Source organism: Kitasatospora sp. NPDC091276, from assembly GCF_040684355.1.
Lineage (GTDB): Bacteria > Actinomycetota > Actinomycetes > Streptomycetales > Streptomycetaceae > Kitasatospora.
In genome coordinates this window covers 306,346-321,929 of the sequence record NZ_JBFBFU010000004.1, presented here as the reverse complement: position 1 = coordinate 321,929, position 15,584 = coordinate 306,346, and the positions used below count along the sequence as shown (strand labels likewise).

At 75.4% G+C, this 15,584-nt stretch carries 9 protein-coding genes; 1 reads left to right on the top strand and 8 read right to left on the bottom strand.

Annotated elements, in window-relative coordinates; all coding sequences use genetic code 11:
- Positions 1 to 41: 41 nt before the first annotated feature.
- The 5 genes from AB0O19_RS07435 to AB0O19_RS07415 all read right to left on the bottom strand — a co-directional run bounded on the left by AB0O19_RS07435 (position 42) and on the right by AB0O19_RS07415 (position 8,511).
- Complete coding sequence (locus AB0O19_RS07435) at positions 42 to 452, bottom strand: hypothetical protein (protein ID WP_363618417.1); 411 nt, start codon at positions 450 to 452, stop codon at positions 42 to 44.
- Positions 449 to 3,016, bottom strand: a complete 2,568-nt coding sequence (locus tag AB0O19_RS07430; protein ID WP_363618415.1) for an Hsp70 family protein — start codon at positions 3,014 to 3,016, stop codon at positions 449 to 451. Before AB0O19_RS07430 ends, AB0O19_RS07435 begins: the two co-directional genes overlap by 4 nt.
- Before the next feature lie 31 nt (positions 3,017 to 3,047).
- Complete coding sequence (grpE, locus tag AB0O19_RS07425) at positions 3,048 to 3,809, bottom strand: nucleotide exchange factor GrpE (RefSeq protein WP_363618413.1); 762 nt, start codon at positions 3,807 to 3,809, stop codon at positions 3,048 to 3,050.
- Positions 3,806 to 4,231, bottom strand: coding sequence for a hypothetical protein (locus tag AB0O19_RS07420; RefSeq protein ID WP_350883251.1), 426 nt, complete (start codon positions 4,229 to 4,231; stop codon positions 3,806 to 3,808). The genes grpE and AB0O19_RS07420 overlap by 4 nt, the downstream gene beginning before the upstream one ends.
- Before the next feature lie 128 nt (positions 4,232 to 4,359).
- On the bottom strand, positions 4,360 to 8,511 hold the full coding sequence (locus AB0O19_RS07415) for a hypothetical protein (protein WP_363618411.1): 4,152 nt from the start codon (positions 8,509 to 8,511) through the stop codon (positions 4,360 to 4,362).
- A 242-nt stretch (positions 8,512 to 8,753) separates the two neighbouring features.
- Between AB0O19_RS07415 and AB0O19_RS07410 the strand changes: the two genes are divergently transcribed.
- Positions 8,754 to 10,544: a protein kinase gene (locus AB0O19_RS07410; RefSeq protein WP_363618409.1), complete on the top strand. Its 1,791-nt coding sequence runs from the start codon at positions 8,754 to 8,756 to the stop codon at positions 10,542 to 10,544.
- Between the two features lie 178 nt (positions 10,545 to 10,722).
- Here the strand turns inward: AB0O19_RS07410 and AB0O19_RS07405 are convergent, their stop codons facing one another.
- From AB0O19_RS07405 to metF, 3 genes are all read right to left on the bottom strand, one after another.
- Entirely contained in the window at positions 10,723 to 12,963 is a 2,241-nt protein-coding gene (locus AB0O19_RS07405; RefSeq protein ID WP_363618407.1) for a heavy metal translocating P-type ATPase, read from the bottom strand.
- 210 nt (positions 12,964 to 13,173) lie between these two features.
- Positions 13,174 to 14,337, bottom strand: coding sequence for a permease (locus AB0O19_RS07400; protein WP_363618405.1), 1,164 nt, complete (start codon positions 14,335 to 14,337; stop codon positions 13,174 to 13,176).
- Between the two features lie 103 nt (positions 14,338 to 14,440).
- Positions 14,441 to 15,379 carry a methylenetetrahydrofolate reductase [NAD(P)H] gene (gene metF / locus AB0O19_RS07395; RefSeq protein WP_363618403.1) on the bottom strand — a complete coding sequence of 313 codons (939 nt, stop codon included), beginning with the start codon at positions 15,377 to 15,379 and terminating at the stop codon, positions 14,441 to 14,443.
- Positions 15,380 to 15,584: the final 205 nt, after the last annotated feature.

The window sequence follows — 15,584 nt, the reverse complement described above, 5'->3', positions numbered from 1 at the left end:
ACCGATCGAACTCGATGGCAGGCCGGGAACGGCCGAATTGGTCACTCAGAGGGCGTGTCGCCCTCCCGCTCCCCCGGCTCCGGCCCCGCGGACCCGGACGCGCTCACCCGTTCCAGCAGGTCCCGGGCCGGTTCGAGCCCCGGTTCGGCCGCCACCGCGCGGTGCAGCAGTCCGAGCGCGAACGCCCCGTCGCCGGCCGCCAGCGCCGCCAGCGCCCGGTTGTAGTCGATCCGAGCGGCGTAACGCAGCCGGAACAGCACGCCGAGATCCTCCCGGCAGGACGGACAGCGCAGGCCCTGCGGGTCCGCCGGGACGGCGCACTGCGGGCAGAGCACCTCGATCGGCGGAACGTCGGCAGCCCGCCCGCCGATCGGGTGCACGTCGGCCGGGGACAGCTCGGACCGGTACACCCCGGACGGAGGTACCTCGGACGGAGTCACGTCGGAGTTCATCGCGGACCGGCCTCCTCCGGGCGGACCGGGCCGAGCGACTCCGCGAGCGGCTCGCTGCCCAGCTCCCGCTGCGCCTGCGCGTACAGCGCCAGCAGCGCCGAGCTGTGCTGGTTGGCGGCCTCCATGTTGGCCGACTCCACCGCCTCGTCCAGCCCGCGCAGCTCGGCCATGATCCGCTGGGCCAGCGCCGGCGAGACCATGTTCTGGTTGACGTAGACGTTGCACATGGTGAGCATCCGGAAGGTGTGCCCGAGCGAGTCGCACAGCTCGTCGGCCCGCTGGGCGGCGCGCATGGCGCCGTCCCAGTCGGCCGCCTCGCGGCGCAGCCGCAGGTCGGCGGCCACCGACCGCAGCCGGTCGAGGTCGCTCGGGTCGAGGTGCTTCTCGCAGTAGTGGATGAACAGGCTGAGGTACGCCTCCGAGCCGCGCACCCAGCGCTGGGCCTTCAGCTGGCGCTGGGCCCGCTCCAGCGCCTCGTCCACCGACTGGCCGCGGGTCTGGCCGGCGGCCAGGTCGTCCAGGCTGTCCATGAGGCGCTGCGCCTCGCGCATCTCGGCCTCGGTGAGCTCGCCGCCCCAGCGGTCGGTGAAGGTCTCGATCTGCCGCTGCTGCTCCTCGACCTGGACCTTGAGCTCGGGGTCGAGGGTGACGCGCTCCAGCTTGACGGTCTTCTCGCCGCCGCCCTGGATCCGCACCGACAGGGTGATGGTGCGGTCCCGGTCGAGACCGAAGGACACCTCCACCGGGGTGCGGCCGCCGAGCCCGGCGGGCAGCCGCAGGGTCAGGTGGCCGATCAGCTCGTTCTGCTGGGCGATCTCGTGCTCGCCCTCGTAGACCGCGATCTCCAGCCGCTGGCGGCCGCTGCCGGAGACCACGAACTCGCGGCTGACCGGGGAACTGGTCGGGTAGCTGGTGTTCTTGGGGATGATGACGGCCAGTCGGCCGTCGTTGAGCTCGATGCCGAGGTTCTTCGGGGTGATGTCGAACGGGTTGGTGACCTGCATCAGCTCGCCGCAGCCCTGGCAGGCCTCGCTGCCGGGCGGGTTGACCACGCCGCAGGCCGCGCAGCGCAGGCCGACGTCCTCGGCGGCGGTCGAGGCGACCCTGGTCTGGCCGGGTGCGGCGGAGTTGAGTGCCTCGCCGCACAGTTCGCAGGCGGTGACGCCGGGGGCGGCGGGGGTGCCGCAGCGCGGGCAGTTGTCGCTGCGCACGGCGGTGGCCGCCTGGGACTGCGCCGGGATGGCCGCGCCGGCGGCCGAACCGCCCAGCTCCTGGCCGCACTTGGGGCAGGCGGCGGCCTCGGCGTCGACCGGGAGGTGGCAGCCGGTGCAGGAGACCCGGGGCCCGCCGAGCAGCGTGGTGGCGCAGTTGGCGCAGTTGGAGGCGGAGAGGTCGCCGGGGGCCCGGCACTCGGGGCACTCCACCTCACCGACCAGCGCGGACTGCACGGCCGCGCCGAGCGCCACGCACTGCATCGGGTTGACGCCGCGCCGGATCCGGCGCGGCCCGAAGACCTCGCCGAGCCGCCGGGCCACCAGCGGGATCGCGGTGGAGCCGCCGACCAGCACCACCTCGTCGATGTCCCCGACGGTGAGGTTGGCCTGCATGATGGCCTTGTGGGTCAGCTCGATGGTGCGCTCGATCTGGGCCTCGATCAATTCCTCGAAGCGGGCCCGTTCGAACTCCGTCTCCAGCACCAGCTGGCCGGCGCCGAGGCCGGGCAGGATCACCTCGGAGGCCTCCTGGTGGGAGAGCTCGATCTTGATGGTCTCGGCCGTGGAGGCGATCTTGGGGCGGTCCCGCAGGTCGGGCTGGTAGTCCGCGCCGTACTCCTCGCGGATGTCCTCCAGCAGTGCGGTGGTGATGGCCCGGTCGAAGTCGTCGCCGCCGAGCAGGTTGTCGCCCTCGATGCCGAGCACCGAGACCGAGCCGGGGACCAGCAGCAGGATGGAGATGTCGAAGGTGCCGCCGCCGAGGTCGTAGACCAGGACGGTCCGGCCCTCGTCGCCGGCCTCGGAGGTGATCCCGTAGGCGAGCGCGGCGGCGGTCGGCTCGTTGATGATCCGCAGCACGTGCAGGCCGGCCATCCGGCCCGCCTCCTGGGTGGCGGCGACCTGCCGTTCGCCGAAGTACGCGGGGACGGTGATGACGGCCCGGTGGAAGGGCTCGCCGAAGCGCTGCTCGGCGTCCTCCTTGAGGCGGTGCAGGATGATCGCGGAGATCTCGATCGGGGTGTAGGAGCGGCCGTTGAACCAGACGTTGACGTCGCCGTCGGTGCCTGCCGTGACCTTGTAGTCGACCTCCTTGAGGGCGGCCTGGACCTGCGGGTCCTTGAACTTGCGTCCCATGAAGCGCTTGACCGAGCGGATCACGTTGGCGCCGTCGATGGCGACCCGGCTGCGCGCCGTGGAGCCGACCAGCAGTTCGCCCTTGCGGCCGCTGCCGACCACGGAGGGCGTGGCCTCCTGGTTCTGCCGGTTGAAGATGATCTCCGGCTCGCCCCGGCGCAGGTGGGCCACCACCGAGTTGGTGGTGCCCAGGTCGATGCCGAGTGTGCGGTACATGTCGTTCCCCTCTTGCCCCTCGTGGTCCTGGCTACTTCTTCCGCTTGCGCCGGCCGCCCGCGGCCGTTCCCTTCCGGCGGGCCCGGGGCGGGGCCGCCGTGGCCCGGGCGGCGGGGTTCACCGGCGCGGCGGCTGCTTCGGGGCCGCCGTCCTCCAGCTCGGTGTCCGCGGGGTCGGCGTCCGTGGGCCCGGCGTCCTCGGGCCCGGCGGCTCCAGGCTCAAGGTCCGGCGCCTCGGCCTGCTCCGGCACGGGCTCCAGGGCCCGCTCGACGTCCTCCGCGAGGACCGGCTCCCCCACCGGGGCGGGCTCGGGCACCGCGGCGACGACGACCTGGGCGCGGCGCAGCACCTCCTCCTCCCAGAAGAACCCGGTGACCACCGTCCGGACGACCGTCTCCGGCGCCACTCCGGGACGCGGCTCGGTGCCGACGATCTCGGTCAGCGCCGGGTCCGCCGCCAGCCCCTCCAGCCGCATCGGGCGCACCCCGGCCTTGGCGAGGCGGCCGAGCAGCCGCCGGCGGGTGGCCTCGATCCCGGTGCCGCGCCCGAGCAGCACCAGCTCCCGGTCCAGGCCGAGCGCGGCGAGGGCGTCGTCCACCTCGACCAGGATGCCCAGCAGGTCCCGCTGGGTGGCCCGGGCGGTCTGCGCCTCCTCGGCCCGCAGGCGCTGCAGGAGGGAGGCCCGGTACAGCAGTTGGCTGAACGCCTGGTCGAGGTCGACCTCCAGGGCGCGCTGCGGGACGTCCAGCGGCCGGTGGCCGGCGGGCGCGGGAGCGGTCGGCGTGTCGGTCATTCGGGTACCTCGATCTGCGGCAGCACGGACAGGTCGGCCGCGTAGCGGGCGGGGACGGGCGGTTCGGGGTCGGCGCCGCCGGGGGCGGGTTCGGCGAAGTCGGCCGCCGCCTCGGCCCGGTGCAGCACCAGGAGGGCGGCGGCGGGCGGCAGCGGCGGGCGTTCGACGACCAGCAGCGGTTCGGCGAGGGCGGGCGCCAACAGTTCGGCGGCCTGGTCGACCGGCTCCGGCGGCAGGGGCCGCTGGAGGTCCAGCTCCAGCCGCCGGTCGGGGTTGCGCAGCAGGGCGGCGGCGTCCTGGATCTGCTGGCGGCTGTAGCGGCCGGCCTTCATCGCCGGGCCGACGGCGAGGTTGATCTCCCGCACGCCGGCCGTGAGCGCAACGCCCAGGACCTCGTACGGCGACGGTTCGTGCAGTGGCATGGCGGGCGGCTTCTCTCCTCACGACTGACGTGATCTCAGGGGTCGCTTGTGGCTCAGGGATTGGCTTCGGCCGCGGATCAAAAACGGGTGCATGGGCTACGACGACGACGGCGGCGCCGCGGTTGCCGTCAGCGCAGCGCGCCGATCCTCCGTTGCAGGGCGCGCAGGTCGCGGTCGTCCGGGTTGTACTCGACGGCCTTGCCGATCAGCGAGCGGGCCTCCCGGAACTGGCGCAGGTTGGCCCGGCTGACGGCGTAGGAGCTGTAGACGACGCTGAGTTCGACGTGCAGCTTGGCGACGTCCTCCGGGGTGCGGGAGAGCGCGCGCGCCTCCTCCAGCAGCCGGATCGCGTCGGGGTATCGGTGGGCCTCGTAGTGGCCGATGGCCTCGCCGCGCCAGACGCTGACCATCAGGCGGCGGATCTCGGCCGAGTCGTCGTAGGACCTGGCCTTCTGGAGCATGGCGGCCTGGGTGGTGAACGGGCTGCCCTGGAGGTTGTCCAGCATGTGGTTGGCCAGCATCACGGCGACCCGGCGCGGGGCCTCCTCCTCGGTGTCGCCGTCCCATTCCGGGTCGGCGCGCAGGGCTTGCGCCATCCGGTCGACGGCGAGGGCGCGGTGGTCCGCGAAGGCGGCGATGCGGGAGAGGTGGCGCAGCACGAAGGCGAGGCCGAGCCGGTGGTCCGGGTCGGGGTTGAGCGCGATCAGCTCCCGCCACGCTTCGGCGGCCTCCTCCAGTTCCGCTTCGGGGGCGTCGGGGCGGCTGAGCTGGCCGGCCCGGTTGCCGAGGGCGGCCTCCAGGAAGTGGACGGCGGTCGGGTCGCCGGGGGCGAGTTCCATGCTCTTGCGCAGCAGGACCAGGGCGCGGGGGTAGTCCTTGTCCTCGTTGTTGATCTTGCGGGCCCACTGGGCGTAGGTGGCGCCGAGGTCGCCGCGCACCTCGGGGTGGTCGGGGGCCAGCGCGAGGGCCTTCTCCAGGAGTTCGGTGGCGCCCGCCTGGTCGTCGTCGCTGCTCTTGAGCAGGGCGCGGGCGGCCCGGACGCCGGACTCGGCGGCGATCGCGGGCGCGTCGGCAGGCAGGACGGCGCCGGGCACGGCCCGGGCGCGGGTGAGGCAGTCCAGGGCCTCGCGCCAGTCCTGGTTGCGGTGGTGCTCGCGGGCCTCGCTGACCAGGCTCTCGCCTAGCAGGTCCCGCCAGCCCGTTCCGCGTTCGGCCTCGGGCACCGCGTCCAGGGCGCCGACGGCGGCGGCCTGGCGGCCCTGGAGGAGCAGGTAGCGCTGCGGGCCGAGGTCGCCGAACAGGCCGAGGGCCCTGGTCAGCGGGTGCCCGTCGGGGGTTTCCGGCCGCCGCCAGGCCCGTACGGCCTCGTCGAACCCGGCTGCCCAGGCCGCGAGTTCGGGCTCCTGCCGGAGCAGCCGGTCGAGCGCGGGGCCGAGGGCGAGGCGCCGGGCGGGGCGGCCGGGCAGGGCGATCCGGACGTCCTCCTGGGCGAAGGCTTCGGCGCTGTGCGCCTCCATGCCGAGGCGCAGGGTCCAGGCGGTGACCTCGTCGCCGGTGCGGCCGGCGGCCCGGTCCAGGGCGCGCAGGTCCTCGCGGAGGCGGTCGGTGAGCGCGCTGCGGGCGGTGGACATCCGCTGCGGTTCGGCCGGGCGGCCGGTGATCCGGGCGGACTCCGCCCACAGGTCGGGCTGGTGCAGGGCGGCGACCAGGCAGCCGAGCGTCCAGGTCCAGATCCGCTCGTCCGGCCCGGCGCCGTCCGGACTCTCCGGGGCTTCCGGGCCTGACTGGAGGGAGACCGCGAGCCGGTAGCCGGCCAGGCCGAGCGCGTGCAGCAGCCGGGGGTGGGCCGGGTCCTTGAGCAGCAGGGCGTGGTAGCCGTCCCAGGCCTCGCGGTGGCGGCCCTCGACGGCGTGCTGGTGGGACTCGTGCTCGGCGAGCAGGACGAGCGCGGCGGCGGCCTGCGGCCGGCCCGGGGCGAGGGTGAGGGCCTGGCGCAGGTCGCCGGCCGCGCGTCCGGGCTCCCCGGCGTCGAGGGCGGCGCCGGCCCGGCGGATCAGGACGGCCCCGCGCGCGGCGGCCGCGTCCGCCGGCAGGTCGGCCAACGCCTCGTCCAGTCGGCCGAGTTCGGCCCGCAGCAGGGCGAGGTCCAGTCGTGCGGGCGCGGCGGCGGGGCTGTCGCCGAGGGCCTGCGCCCAGGCGGCGAGGACGGGTTCGGCCTGCTCGGGCACCCCGGCCCGGCGGGCGCAGTCCAGGACGGCGCGCAGTGCGGGGCCGACGCAGCGCACGCAGCGCGGCGAGGCGCCGTCGGCGGGGCGGTGCAGGTGGGCGGCGCAGACCTCCCGGCCGCAGCCGGCGCAGGTGCCGGTGGCGGGGGCGGCGGCGGGGCAGACGGCGCAGTCGGCCGTCGCGGGCGGGGGCTGCGGCGGTTCGGGGGCCTGGCCGGCGGTCAGGAAGTGGCGGTACCAGTCCAGTGCGGCGGCCCAGTTGCCGGCCCGTTCGGCGAGCAGTGCCCGCAGCCGGGCGAGGGCCGGGTCACCGGCCGGGTCGGGGGCGAGCGGGGCGAGCAGGGCGATGGTCTGGACCGGACGGCCGGTCAGCAGGGCGGCGGCGGACAGGTGGTAGCGGTCGCGCGGCCCGGTGGCGGCGTCGAGCAGGGTGCCCAGCGGTTCGGTGGAGCCCCCGGCCAGGGCGAGGGCGGCGCGCAGCCGGGCCTGCCGGTGGGTGACGGAACCGGGCAGGGTGTCGGCGAGGGCGAGGGCGGCGGCGGCCCGCTCGCGAGGTTCGGGCCGGTCGCGGCCGGTGATCAGCAGGTGCGCGGCCTCGCGCAGGGCGGCCTCGCGCAGCGCGGCCCGGTAGCCGGGGGCGGCCGGGTGGTCGGCGGCGGCCTGCTGCCAGAGCTCCCGGGCGGCCACCGGGTCGTCGGCCAGCCGGGTGCGGGCGAGCCGGTCGCGGGCCAGGGCCTGCCGCTCGCGCAGGTCCTCGTCGTGCAGCGGCTCCCATCGGGCGAGGGCGCCGGCCGGGTCGTCGGTGCGGGCGAGGGCGAGACCGTGGTGGAAGGCGGCGATCCGGGCCCAGCGGGAGTCCGGTTCGACGTCCGCCTCGGCGCCGAGGACGGGCGCGGCCTCGGCGGCCTGCCCGGCGGCGAGCAGGGCCGCGCCGAGCCGGACCCGGGCGGGGCGCCAGTCGGGGGCGAGGCCGAGGCCGGTGCGGTAATCGGCGGCCGCCTCGGCGGCGCGCGCGGCCCGCTCGTGCACCAGGGCGAGGCCGAACCGGGCCGGGGCGAAGGAGGGTTGGACGGTCAGGGCGGCGGTGAACTGGTCCCGGGCCTGGTCGTCGGCGCCGAGCAGCAGGGCGAGCCTGCCGAGGGCGTAGCGGGGGCGGGGGTCGCCGGGGGTCTCGGTGGCGGCGGCCGCGAGGTCGGACCAGGCTGCGTCGGTGGCGCCGAGCCGCTGCCGGGCCAGGCCCCGGAAGAGCAGGCTCTCGGTGCGCAGCGCCGGGCCGCGCCCCCACGGGGAGGGCTCGCCGGGGCCCCGGCGCAGCGCCTCGTCGAAGGCGGCGACTGCGGGTTCGTCCCGGTGCAGGGTGAACAGCTGGGCGCCCCAGCGGAACCAGAGTTCGCCGCTGCCGCCGGGGGCGGCCGCGGCGAGCAGGGTCTCGGCCTCGGCGGCGCGGTCGGTGCCGCGCAGCAGGGCGGCCCGGGCCAGGACCGGCCAGTCCCGGCCGGGCAGTGCGGCCAGCGACCGGGTGGTGGCGCTCTCGCGCTGCTCGGGGGAGCCCTCGCGGCAGAGCCGTTGGAGCCAGTCCGTGGCGCGGGCGGCGGCTGCGGCCTCCTCACCGGGTTCGGCGCCGTCGGCGGTGGCCTGGAGGAAGGCGAGCAGCGGCCCGAGGTCGCCCTCGGGGGCGGATATCCGCTCCTCGGCGAGGCGGTGCAGGCTCCACCGGGGCAGTTGCCGGGCCGGGTCGGCGAGCAGCGGGAAGGCCTCGCGGTGCAGGGCGAGGGTGGCCTGCTGGTCGCCGGTGGGGACGGTGGCCTCGGCCTGGCCGAGCAGGGCGAGGCCGCGTTGCGGGCGCAGTTCCTCGGGGCCGGCGGCGAGCCGCTGGGCGAGGCGCGCGTAGCGGCGACGGGCCTGCGGGGCCTTGCCGGCGGCGAGCCGTTCGGCGGCCGCGGCCAGGGCCTTGGCCACGGACTGGGCGTCCAGGCTCCGTCGGCGGCGGGCCAGTACGACGGCTGCCGCACCGGCCAGTGCCACCACGATCAGCAGCACCGCGAGCTGCGCCATGCACCGTCCCCCTGCGTTTGGAAATACGCCACTCGATGATCAACACACGGTGTGTGATCATGACTTGACGCTGTTTCGATGTTGCTCGGGCGCCCATCAGAATAGGCCCTCCACCGGACAGACGAACAGAATTGAGCACTATCCTGGGCGACGCAGCGGAAGCGGTGCGAGAACCACCGCGCGGGAACCGGCCCGAGACCGGGTCAGGGCGAACAGGCCAACAGGGTCCAGTCGGGGGATGCGTGTCCGAGTCGCGTTGGGTGCCCGGGCTCCGGTTCGGGCCGGAGTTCGACCCCGAGCAGTACGAGCTCCTGGAATTCCACCACCGGGGCGGCGAGGCCGAGGTCTGGCGGGCGGTGCGGACCGGCCACAGCGGGCTCAAGGAACTCGTCGCCGCGAAGATCATGCTGGAGCGCGACCCCTCCGAGGTGCGGCGCTGGCTCGGCCGCTGGGACGACGTCTCGCACAACGCCCACCGCCTGGGCGTGACCGACCTGGTGGTGCCCAGCTTCCTGCTCGGCCCCTCCCCGCACCGGCCCGGCGCCGCGCCCTCCGCCGGGCTGCTCGGCTACCAGATCTCCCCCTGGGTCGAGGGCGTGCCGCTGCACACCTGGGCCCGCACCCAGCGCGGCGGCCCGGCGGCGGTGGCCGAGGTGCTGGCCCGGCTCTGCCGGATCGTCGACGAACTGCACCGCAAACGCTGGGTGCACCGCGACATCTCCCCCGCCAACGTCCTGGTGGACGCCCAGAACCAGGTCAAGCTGATCGACCTGACCTTCCTGGCCCCGCTCGACCACACCCTCACCGTCGCGGTGTTCACCCCCGGGCACGTCCCGCCGGAGGCCGAGCAGGTCGGCGGCTTCCCCACCACCGCCAAGGACCTGTTCGCGGTCGGCACCCTCGCCCGCACCCTGCTGCTGCCCGACCACGGCCGGCTCGACCACCGGCTCGCCGCCGAACAGGCCCGCGCCGAACTCCTGGCCGCCGGCTACGGCGAGGACCTGGCGCGCTGGGCCTGCGAACCGCTCGCCCGCGAACCGGACCGCCGCCCCTCCCCGCTCGGCCCCTGGGTGGGCCGCGGCCGCGAACTCCTGCGCTCCCGCCGGCCGGTGGCGCGCACCGCGGGCCTGGCCGTCCTGCCCGACCGGGCCGGCCGGCCGCTGCTGGTCACCGGCGGCGCCGACGGCACCGCACTGGCCGGCCCCGGACACCACGGGCAGCGCCTGCCGGCCGGCCAGGGGCCCGGCCCGGTCAGGGAGTTGCTGGCCGGCTGGGCCGGCGGCCAGGGCGAACTGGTGGTCTGCGCCGAGGACCGCGGCGGGACGCTCTGGGTCGGCACCTCGGCCGGCTGGTGGGAGGCCGCGCGCGGCGTCAGCGGGCTCGCCGGGGCGGTCAACTCCGCCGGGGAGATGACGGTCTGGACGGCGGCCGGCGGCGCCCTGCGCTGCTACCGCTGGGCGCCCGGCCTCACCCTCACCGGCCAGGAGCTGCCCGGCTGCCCGGCCGACCGGGTGCTCGCCGCCCTGGAGGAGCGGGCCGGATCCTGGCTGGTCCTGGTCGAGCACCGGGAGCGGGTGCTGAGCTGGCGACCGGGCTCGGCGCAGGGCCCCGCCCCGCTGGGGCCGCCCGGCGCCCTGCGCGCCGGGGCGCTGGCCCGCACCTCCGCCGGCCCGCAGGCCGCGACGCTGCGCCCGGACGGCTCCGTCCAGCTGCACACCCTCGGTACGGCCGGCCCGGCCCCCGAGATCGGCGACGGCGAGCCCTCCCTCGGCGTCGCGATGGCCGGCCACCGGGGCGGCCCGACGGTGGCGCTGGCCGGCGCGGGCGGCGTCCGGCTGCGACTGCCGACCGGCGGCGCCTCCCGGCGTCCGCGCTGGTGGCGGCCGACGCTGCGCCCGGCCACCCGGGTCGCGCTCGCGATGGGCGAGGACTGGCGGCTGTGCCTGGCCGCGGTGGTGGAGGGCGAGTTGCAGTGCTGGCAGGAGGACGCGGCGTACCGGTGGCAGGCGGTGGCGCTGCCCGAGCAGGGCTGAGCGGGGCTTCGCGGAGTGTCCGGCGACAGGCCGGGGCCCGGGATGCGCCGGGGCCCCGGAACCTGGTGCGGTTCCGGGGCGCCGGCGGCTCGGGCGGGTCCAGCAGGGTGGGCGGTTCGGCGTTCGGACGGTCGGCGTTCGGACGGTCGGCGTTCGGACGGTCAGTGTTCGAACGGGCTCAGCGGAAGCGGCGCAGCCGCAGGCTGTTGCCGACCACGAAGACCGAGGAGAAGGCCATCGCGGCCCCCGCGATCATCGGGTTGAGCATCCCGGCCGCGGCCAGCGGCAGGGCGGCGACGTTGTAGCCGAAGGCCCAGAACAGGTTGCTCTTGATGGTGGCCAGGGTCTTGCGGGAGAGCCGGATGGCGTCGGCTGCCGCCAGCAGGTCGCCGCGGACCAGGGTGAGGTCGCCGGCCTCGATCGCGGCGTCGGTGCCGGTGCCCATGGCCAGGCCCAGGTCGGCCTGGGCGAGGGCGGCCGCGTCGTTGACGCCGTCGCCGACCATCGCCACGACCCTGCCCTCGGCCTGGAGCCGCTTGACGGTCTCCACCTTGTCCCGCGGCATGACCTCGGCGATGACGTGCTCCGGGGCGATGCCGACCTCGGCGGCGACGGCCTCGGCGACCGCCCGGTTGTCGCCGGTCAGCAGCACCGGACGCAGGCCCAGCGCCCGCAGCCGGGTGATCGCCTCGGCGCTGGTCGGCCTGACCGCGTCCGCGACCTCCAGGACGGCCCGGGCCTCGCCGTCCCAGCCCACCGCGATCGCGGTCCGCCCGGCCGCCTCGGCGGCGCGCTTGGCCTCGGCCAGGCCCTCCGGCAGGTACTGCGACCAGTCGTTCAGCAGCGCCTCCCGACCGGCGACCACCGCGTGGCCGTCGACCACGCCCTGGACGCCCAGGCCCGGCACGTTCTCGAAGCCCTCGACCGCGGGCAGCTCACCGGCCTCGGCGGCGGCGGTGGCGATCGCCCGGGCGATCGGGTGCTCGGAGGCGTGCTCCAGGGCGCCGGCCAGGCGCAGCGCCTCGGCCTCGCCGACGCCCTCGGCGGTGTGCACCGCGAGCAGGGTCATCCGGCCGGTGGTGACGGTGCCGGTCTTGTCCAGGACGACGGTGTCGACCTTGCGGGTGGACTCCAGCACCTCCGGGCCCTTGATCAGGACGCCCAGCTGGGCGCCGCGGCCGGTCCCGACCAGCAGCGCGGTCGGGGTGGCCAGGCCCAGGGCGCACGGGCAGGCGATGATCAGCACCGCGACCGCTGCCGTGAAGGCGGCGGTCCAGCCCTCGCCGGTGCCCAGCCAGTAGCCCAGGGTGGCCACCGCCAGGACGATCACGATCGGGACGAAGACGGCGGAGATCCGGTCGGCGAGGCGCTGGGCGGCGGCCTTGCCGTTCTGGGCGTCCTCGACCAGTCGGGCCATCCGGGACAGCTGGGTGTCCGCGCCGATCCGGGTGGCCTCGACGACCAGCCGGCCGCCGGCGTTGACGGTGGCGCCGGTGACCTGGTCGCCGACGCCGACCTCGACCGGTACGGACTCGCCGGTGAGCATCGAGGCGTCCACCGCCGAGGCCCCCTCGGCCACCACGCCGTCGGTGGCGATCTTCTCGCCCGGCCGCACCACGAACCGGTCGCCCACGGCCAGACCGCCGACCGGGATCCGGACCTCGGCCCCGCCGCGCAGCACGGTGACGTCCTTGGCCCCCAGTTCCAGCAGCGCCCGGAGCGCGGCGCCCGCGGTGCGCTTGGAGCGGGCCTCGAAGTAGCGGCCGGCCAGGATGAAGGCGGTGACGCCGGCCGCCGCCTCCAGGTAGATGTTCGACGGGCCGTCGCTGCGGGCGATGGTCAGCTCGAAGCCGTGCCGCATGCCCGGCATTCCGGCGTCGCCGAGGAACAGCGCCCACAGGGACCAGAGGAACGCGGCGCCGGTGCCGAGCGAGACCAGGGTGTCCATGGTCGCGGCGCCGTGCTTGAGGTTGGTCCAGGCGGCGCGGTGGAAGGGCCAGGCGGCGTAGGTGACCACCGGAGCGGCCAACACCAGCGACAGCCACTGCCAGTTGTCGAACTGCAGGGCCGGCACCATCGCCATCGCGATCACCGGCACCGCGAGCGCCACCGCCGTGACCAGCCGCTGGCGCAGCGGGGCGAGTTCGTCGGCCGGCTCGGCCTGCCCGGCCGGGCCTTCGGCGGCCGGCGGCTTCGGCAGCGCGGCGCTGTAGCCGGTGGCCTCGACGGTGGCGATCAGGTCGGCGACGTCGACGCCCGCGGGGAAGGCGACCTTCGCCTTCTCGGTGGCGTAGTTGACGCTCGCCGAGACGCCGTCCATGCGGTTCAGCTTCTTCTCGATCCGGGCCGCGCACGAGGCGCAGGTCATGCCGCCGATCGAGAGTTCCACCTCCGTGGAGGCGGGTGCCTGGGTGGTCATCGTTGCTCCTCGTGACAGTCGTCGTTCCGGGAACGCGCTGAGCGTCTCCGGCCCGGCCTTTATACCCCATGGGGGTATCGGTCGGCGTCGGGTTCCTTTATACCCCCCAGGGGTACCCGAGGCAAGCATGGACCGATACCCCAGGCTGGTATCTTCCGGTCCGGCGATCCGCCCGGCCCGAAACCCCCGGGAGGTACCCGCTGCCGGGCGTCAGCGCCGGTCGTGCCGGTGCCCGTCCCCGGCCGCGGGCTCGCCGCCCATCATCCGGAGCATGGCCCGGCCACCGGTGCGCAGGAAGCGGGCGAGCAGGGCGGCGGCGAGGAGCAGGAAGGCGATGTTCAGCCAGGTGGTGTAGTTCCACTCGATGCCCGCCATCGGGATCTCGGCCTCGCGCCGGTCGGGGACCAGGCCGAGCGCGCCGAAGAGGAACTCGACGGTGTAGCCGGCCACCACCATGGCCACGTAGAAGGTGCCGAGCAGGAACAGGGCCGTCCGGCGCCCGTAGTACTTCCGGTAGATGTTGAGGATCGGCAGGATCAGCAGGTCCGCGAAGATGAACGCGACGACCCCGCCGAAGCTGATCCCGCCCTTCCACAGCACCACCGCGAGCGGCACGTTGCCGATCGAGCAGACGAAGGACGCCATCGCCACCACCGGACCGACCAGCGGACCCCACAGCCGGCCGGCGAGCGGGTGGTCGGCGAAGAAGAAGGCCTGCCAGAAGGAGTCCGGCACCCAGGCGGCGATGGCACCGGCGATGAGCAGCCCGAGGACGAGGTCCTTGAGGATGGCCGCCCACTCCATCACGAACACGTGCGACACGGCCGTGACGCCCCGCCGGGACAGCAGCCGCCGGGCGAAGGAGCCCTCCCCGGCGACGGACATGTCCATCGCCGCGTGGCCCTCCATCGAGCCGGCCAGGCCGCGTTCCGCCTGGGCGCGGGCCTCGCGCAGCAGCCGGTCACGCAGCAGCAGCCGGAAGAGCAGGGCGAGGACGAGGATCATCACCGGCCCGCCGACGAACTCGGCCGCCGTGAACTGCCAGCCGAGCAACAGGGCCAGGATGACGCCGAGTTCGACGACCAGATTGGTCGAGGCGATCTCGAAGGCCATCGCGGCGGTGAAGTCCGCGCCCTTGCGGAACAGCGAGCGGGCGAGGGCCACGGCCGCGTACGAGCAGGAGGAGGAGGCCGCACCGAGGAGCGCGGCGACGCCGAGGGTGCGGGGGCGGTCGTCGCCGAGCAGCCGGACGACGGTGGACTTGCGGACGACGGCCTGGACGACGGCGGAGAGCAGGAAGCCGAGGATCAGCGCCCAGGCGATCTCCCAGGTCATCGATCCGGCGATGGACAGCGCGTGCAGGATCGCGTGCATGGTGGGTCCGCCTTCCCTGGTGCCCCGGGTTCGCCAGCGCCGAGCACCATATACCCGTACCGGGTATCACCCCTCGCACCTCGCCGGGGGCGGCACTCCCCCGTCAGGCCGCCGCCAGCGGGGCCGGCCGCGCCGACCGGTCCAGCCCGAGGTTGCGGTGGATCTCCAGGGCCGCGGTGGAGCGGTTCAGCGTGATGAAGTGCAGGCCGGGCGCACCCTCGCGGAGCAGACGATCGGCCATCCGGGTGGCGTGGTCGACGCCGATGCGGTGCGCGGCCGGCCGGTCGCCGCGGGCCGCCTCCAGCCGTGCGGCCAGGCCCGCCGGGAAGGAGGCACCGCTGAGTTCGGCGAAGCGGGCGATCTGGCGGACGTCGGTGGCCGGCATGATCTCCGGGATGACCGGGGTGTCGCAGCCGGCCTCGGCGAGCCGGTCGCGCAGCCGCAGGTAGTGCTCGACGTCGAAGAACATCTGGGTGACGGCGTAGTCGGCGCCCGCCCGGCACTTGGCGACGAAGTGCCGGATGTCGTCCGCCCAGTCCGCCGAGCGCGGGTGGCGCTCCGGGAAGGCCGCCACCCCGACCGTGAACGCGCCGCAGCCCTTGACCAGTTCGACCAGTTCGGCGGCGTGCCGCAGGCCCCGGGGGTGCGGCTGCCAGACGCCGTTCGGGTTGCCGGGCGGGTCGCCGCGCAGGGCGAGGACGTCGCGGATCCCGACGTCCGCGTAGCGGCGCAGGACGGCCTGGAGCTCGGCGGTGGAGTGGCCGACGGCGGTCAGGTGGGCCACCGGCCGCAGCGTGGTCTGGGCGGCGATCCGCTCGGTGGTCTCGATGGTGCGGTCGCGCGAGGAGCCGCCGGCGCCGTAGGTGACGGAGACGAAGGTCGGCGCGACCGCCTCCACCCGCCGGATCGCGGCCCACAGGGAGCGCTCACCGGCGTCGTCCTTGGCCGGGAAGAACTCGAAGGAGTACGTCCGCTCGCCGGCCGCCAGGATCTCGCGCAGTCCGCGCGGCCCGCGCGCTCCGGGTCGGGTGGTGTGGTCCATGGGGTGTCACCTCGGGTGATGGGATCGGCCGCCTGCCGGCGCCGGCCGCCGGGATGCGGGCGGCCGCTTCCACCCTGCCGGAAGGGCGCAACGAGAGTGCCACAAGGATCGGTTGACGATCGGTCGAGTCCGTTCGCAGCCGTCGCGGGCGGCGCTCTCAATTACCCCTGGGGGGTATGGTACGTTCTCCGGGCGAAGCGGCCGG

Excerpts from the sequence above, each read along its gene's own strand:
- AB0O19_RS07435 (WP_363618417.1), bottom strand. The coding sequence starts at position 452 with ATGAACTCCGACGTGACTCCGTCCGAGGTACCTCCGTCCGGGGTGTAC.
- AB0O19_RS07415 (WP_363618411.1), bottom strand. The coding sequence starts at position 8,511 with ATGGCGCAGCTCGCGGTGCTGCTGATCGTGGTGGCACTGGCCGGTGCG.
- metF (WP_363618403.1), bottom strand. The coding sequence starts at position 15,379 with ATGGACCACACCACCCGACCCGGAGCGCGCGGGCCGCGCGGACTGCGC.
- AB0O19_RS07430 (WP_363618415.1), bottom strand. The coding sequence starts at position 3,016 with ATGTACCGCACACTCGGCATCGACCTGGGCACCACCAACTCGGTGGTG.
- AB0O19_RS07405 (WP_363618407.1), bottom strand. The coding sequence starts at position 12,963 with ATGACCACCCAGGCACCCGCCTCCACGGAGGTGGAACTCTCGATCGGC.
- grpE (WP_363618413.1), bottom strand. The coding sequence starts at position 3,809 with ATGACCGACACGCCGACCGCTCCCGCGCCCGCCGGCCACCGGCCGCTG.
- AB0O19_RS07400 (WP_363618405.1), bottom strand. The coding sequence starts at position 14,337 with ATGCACGCGATCCTGCACGCGCTGTCCATCGCCGGATCGATGACCTGG.
- AB0O19_RS07420 (WP_350883251.1), bottom strand. The coding sequence starts at position 4,231 with ATGCCACTGCACGAACCGTCGCCGTACGAGGTCCTGGGCGTTGCGCTC.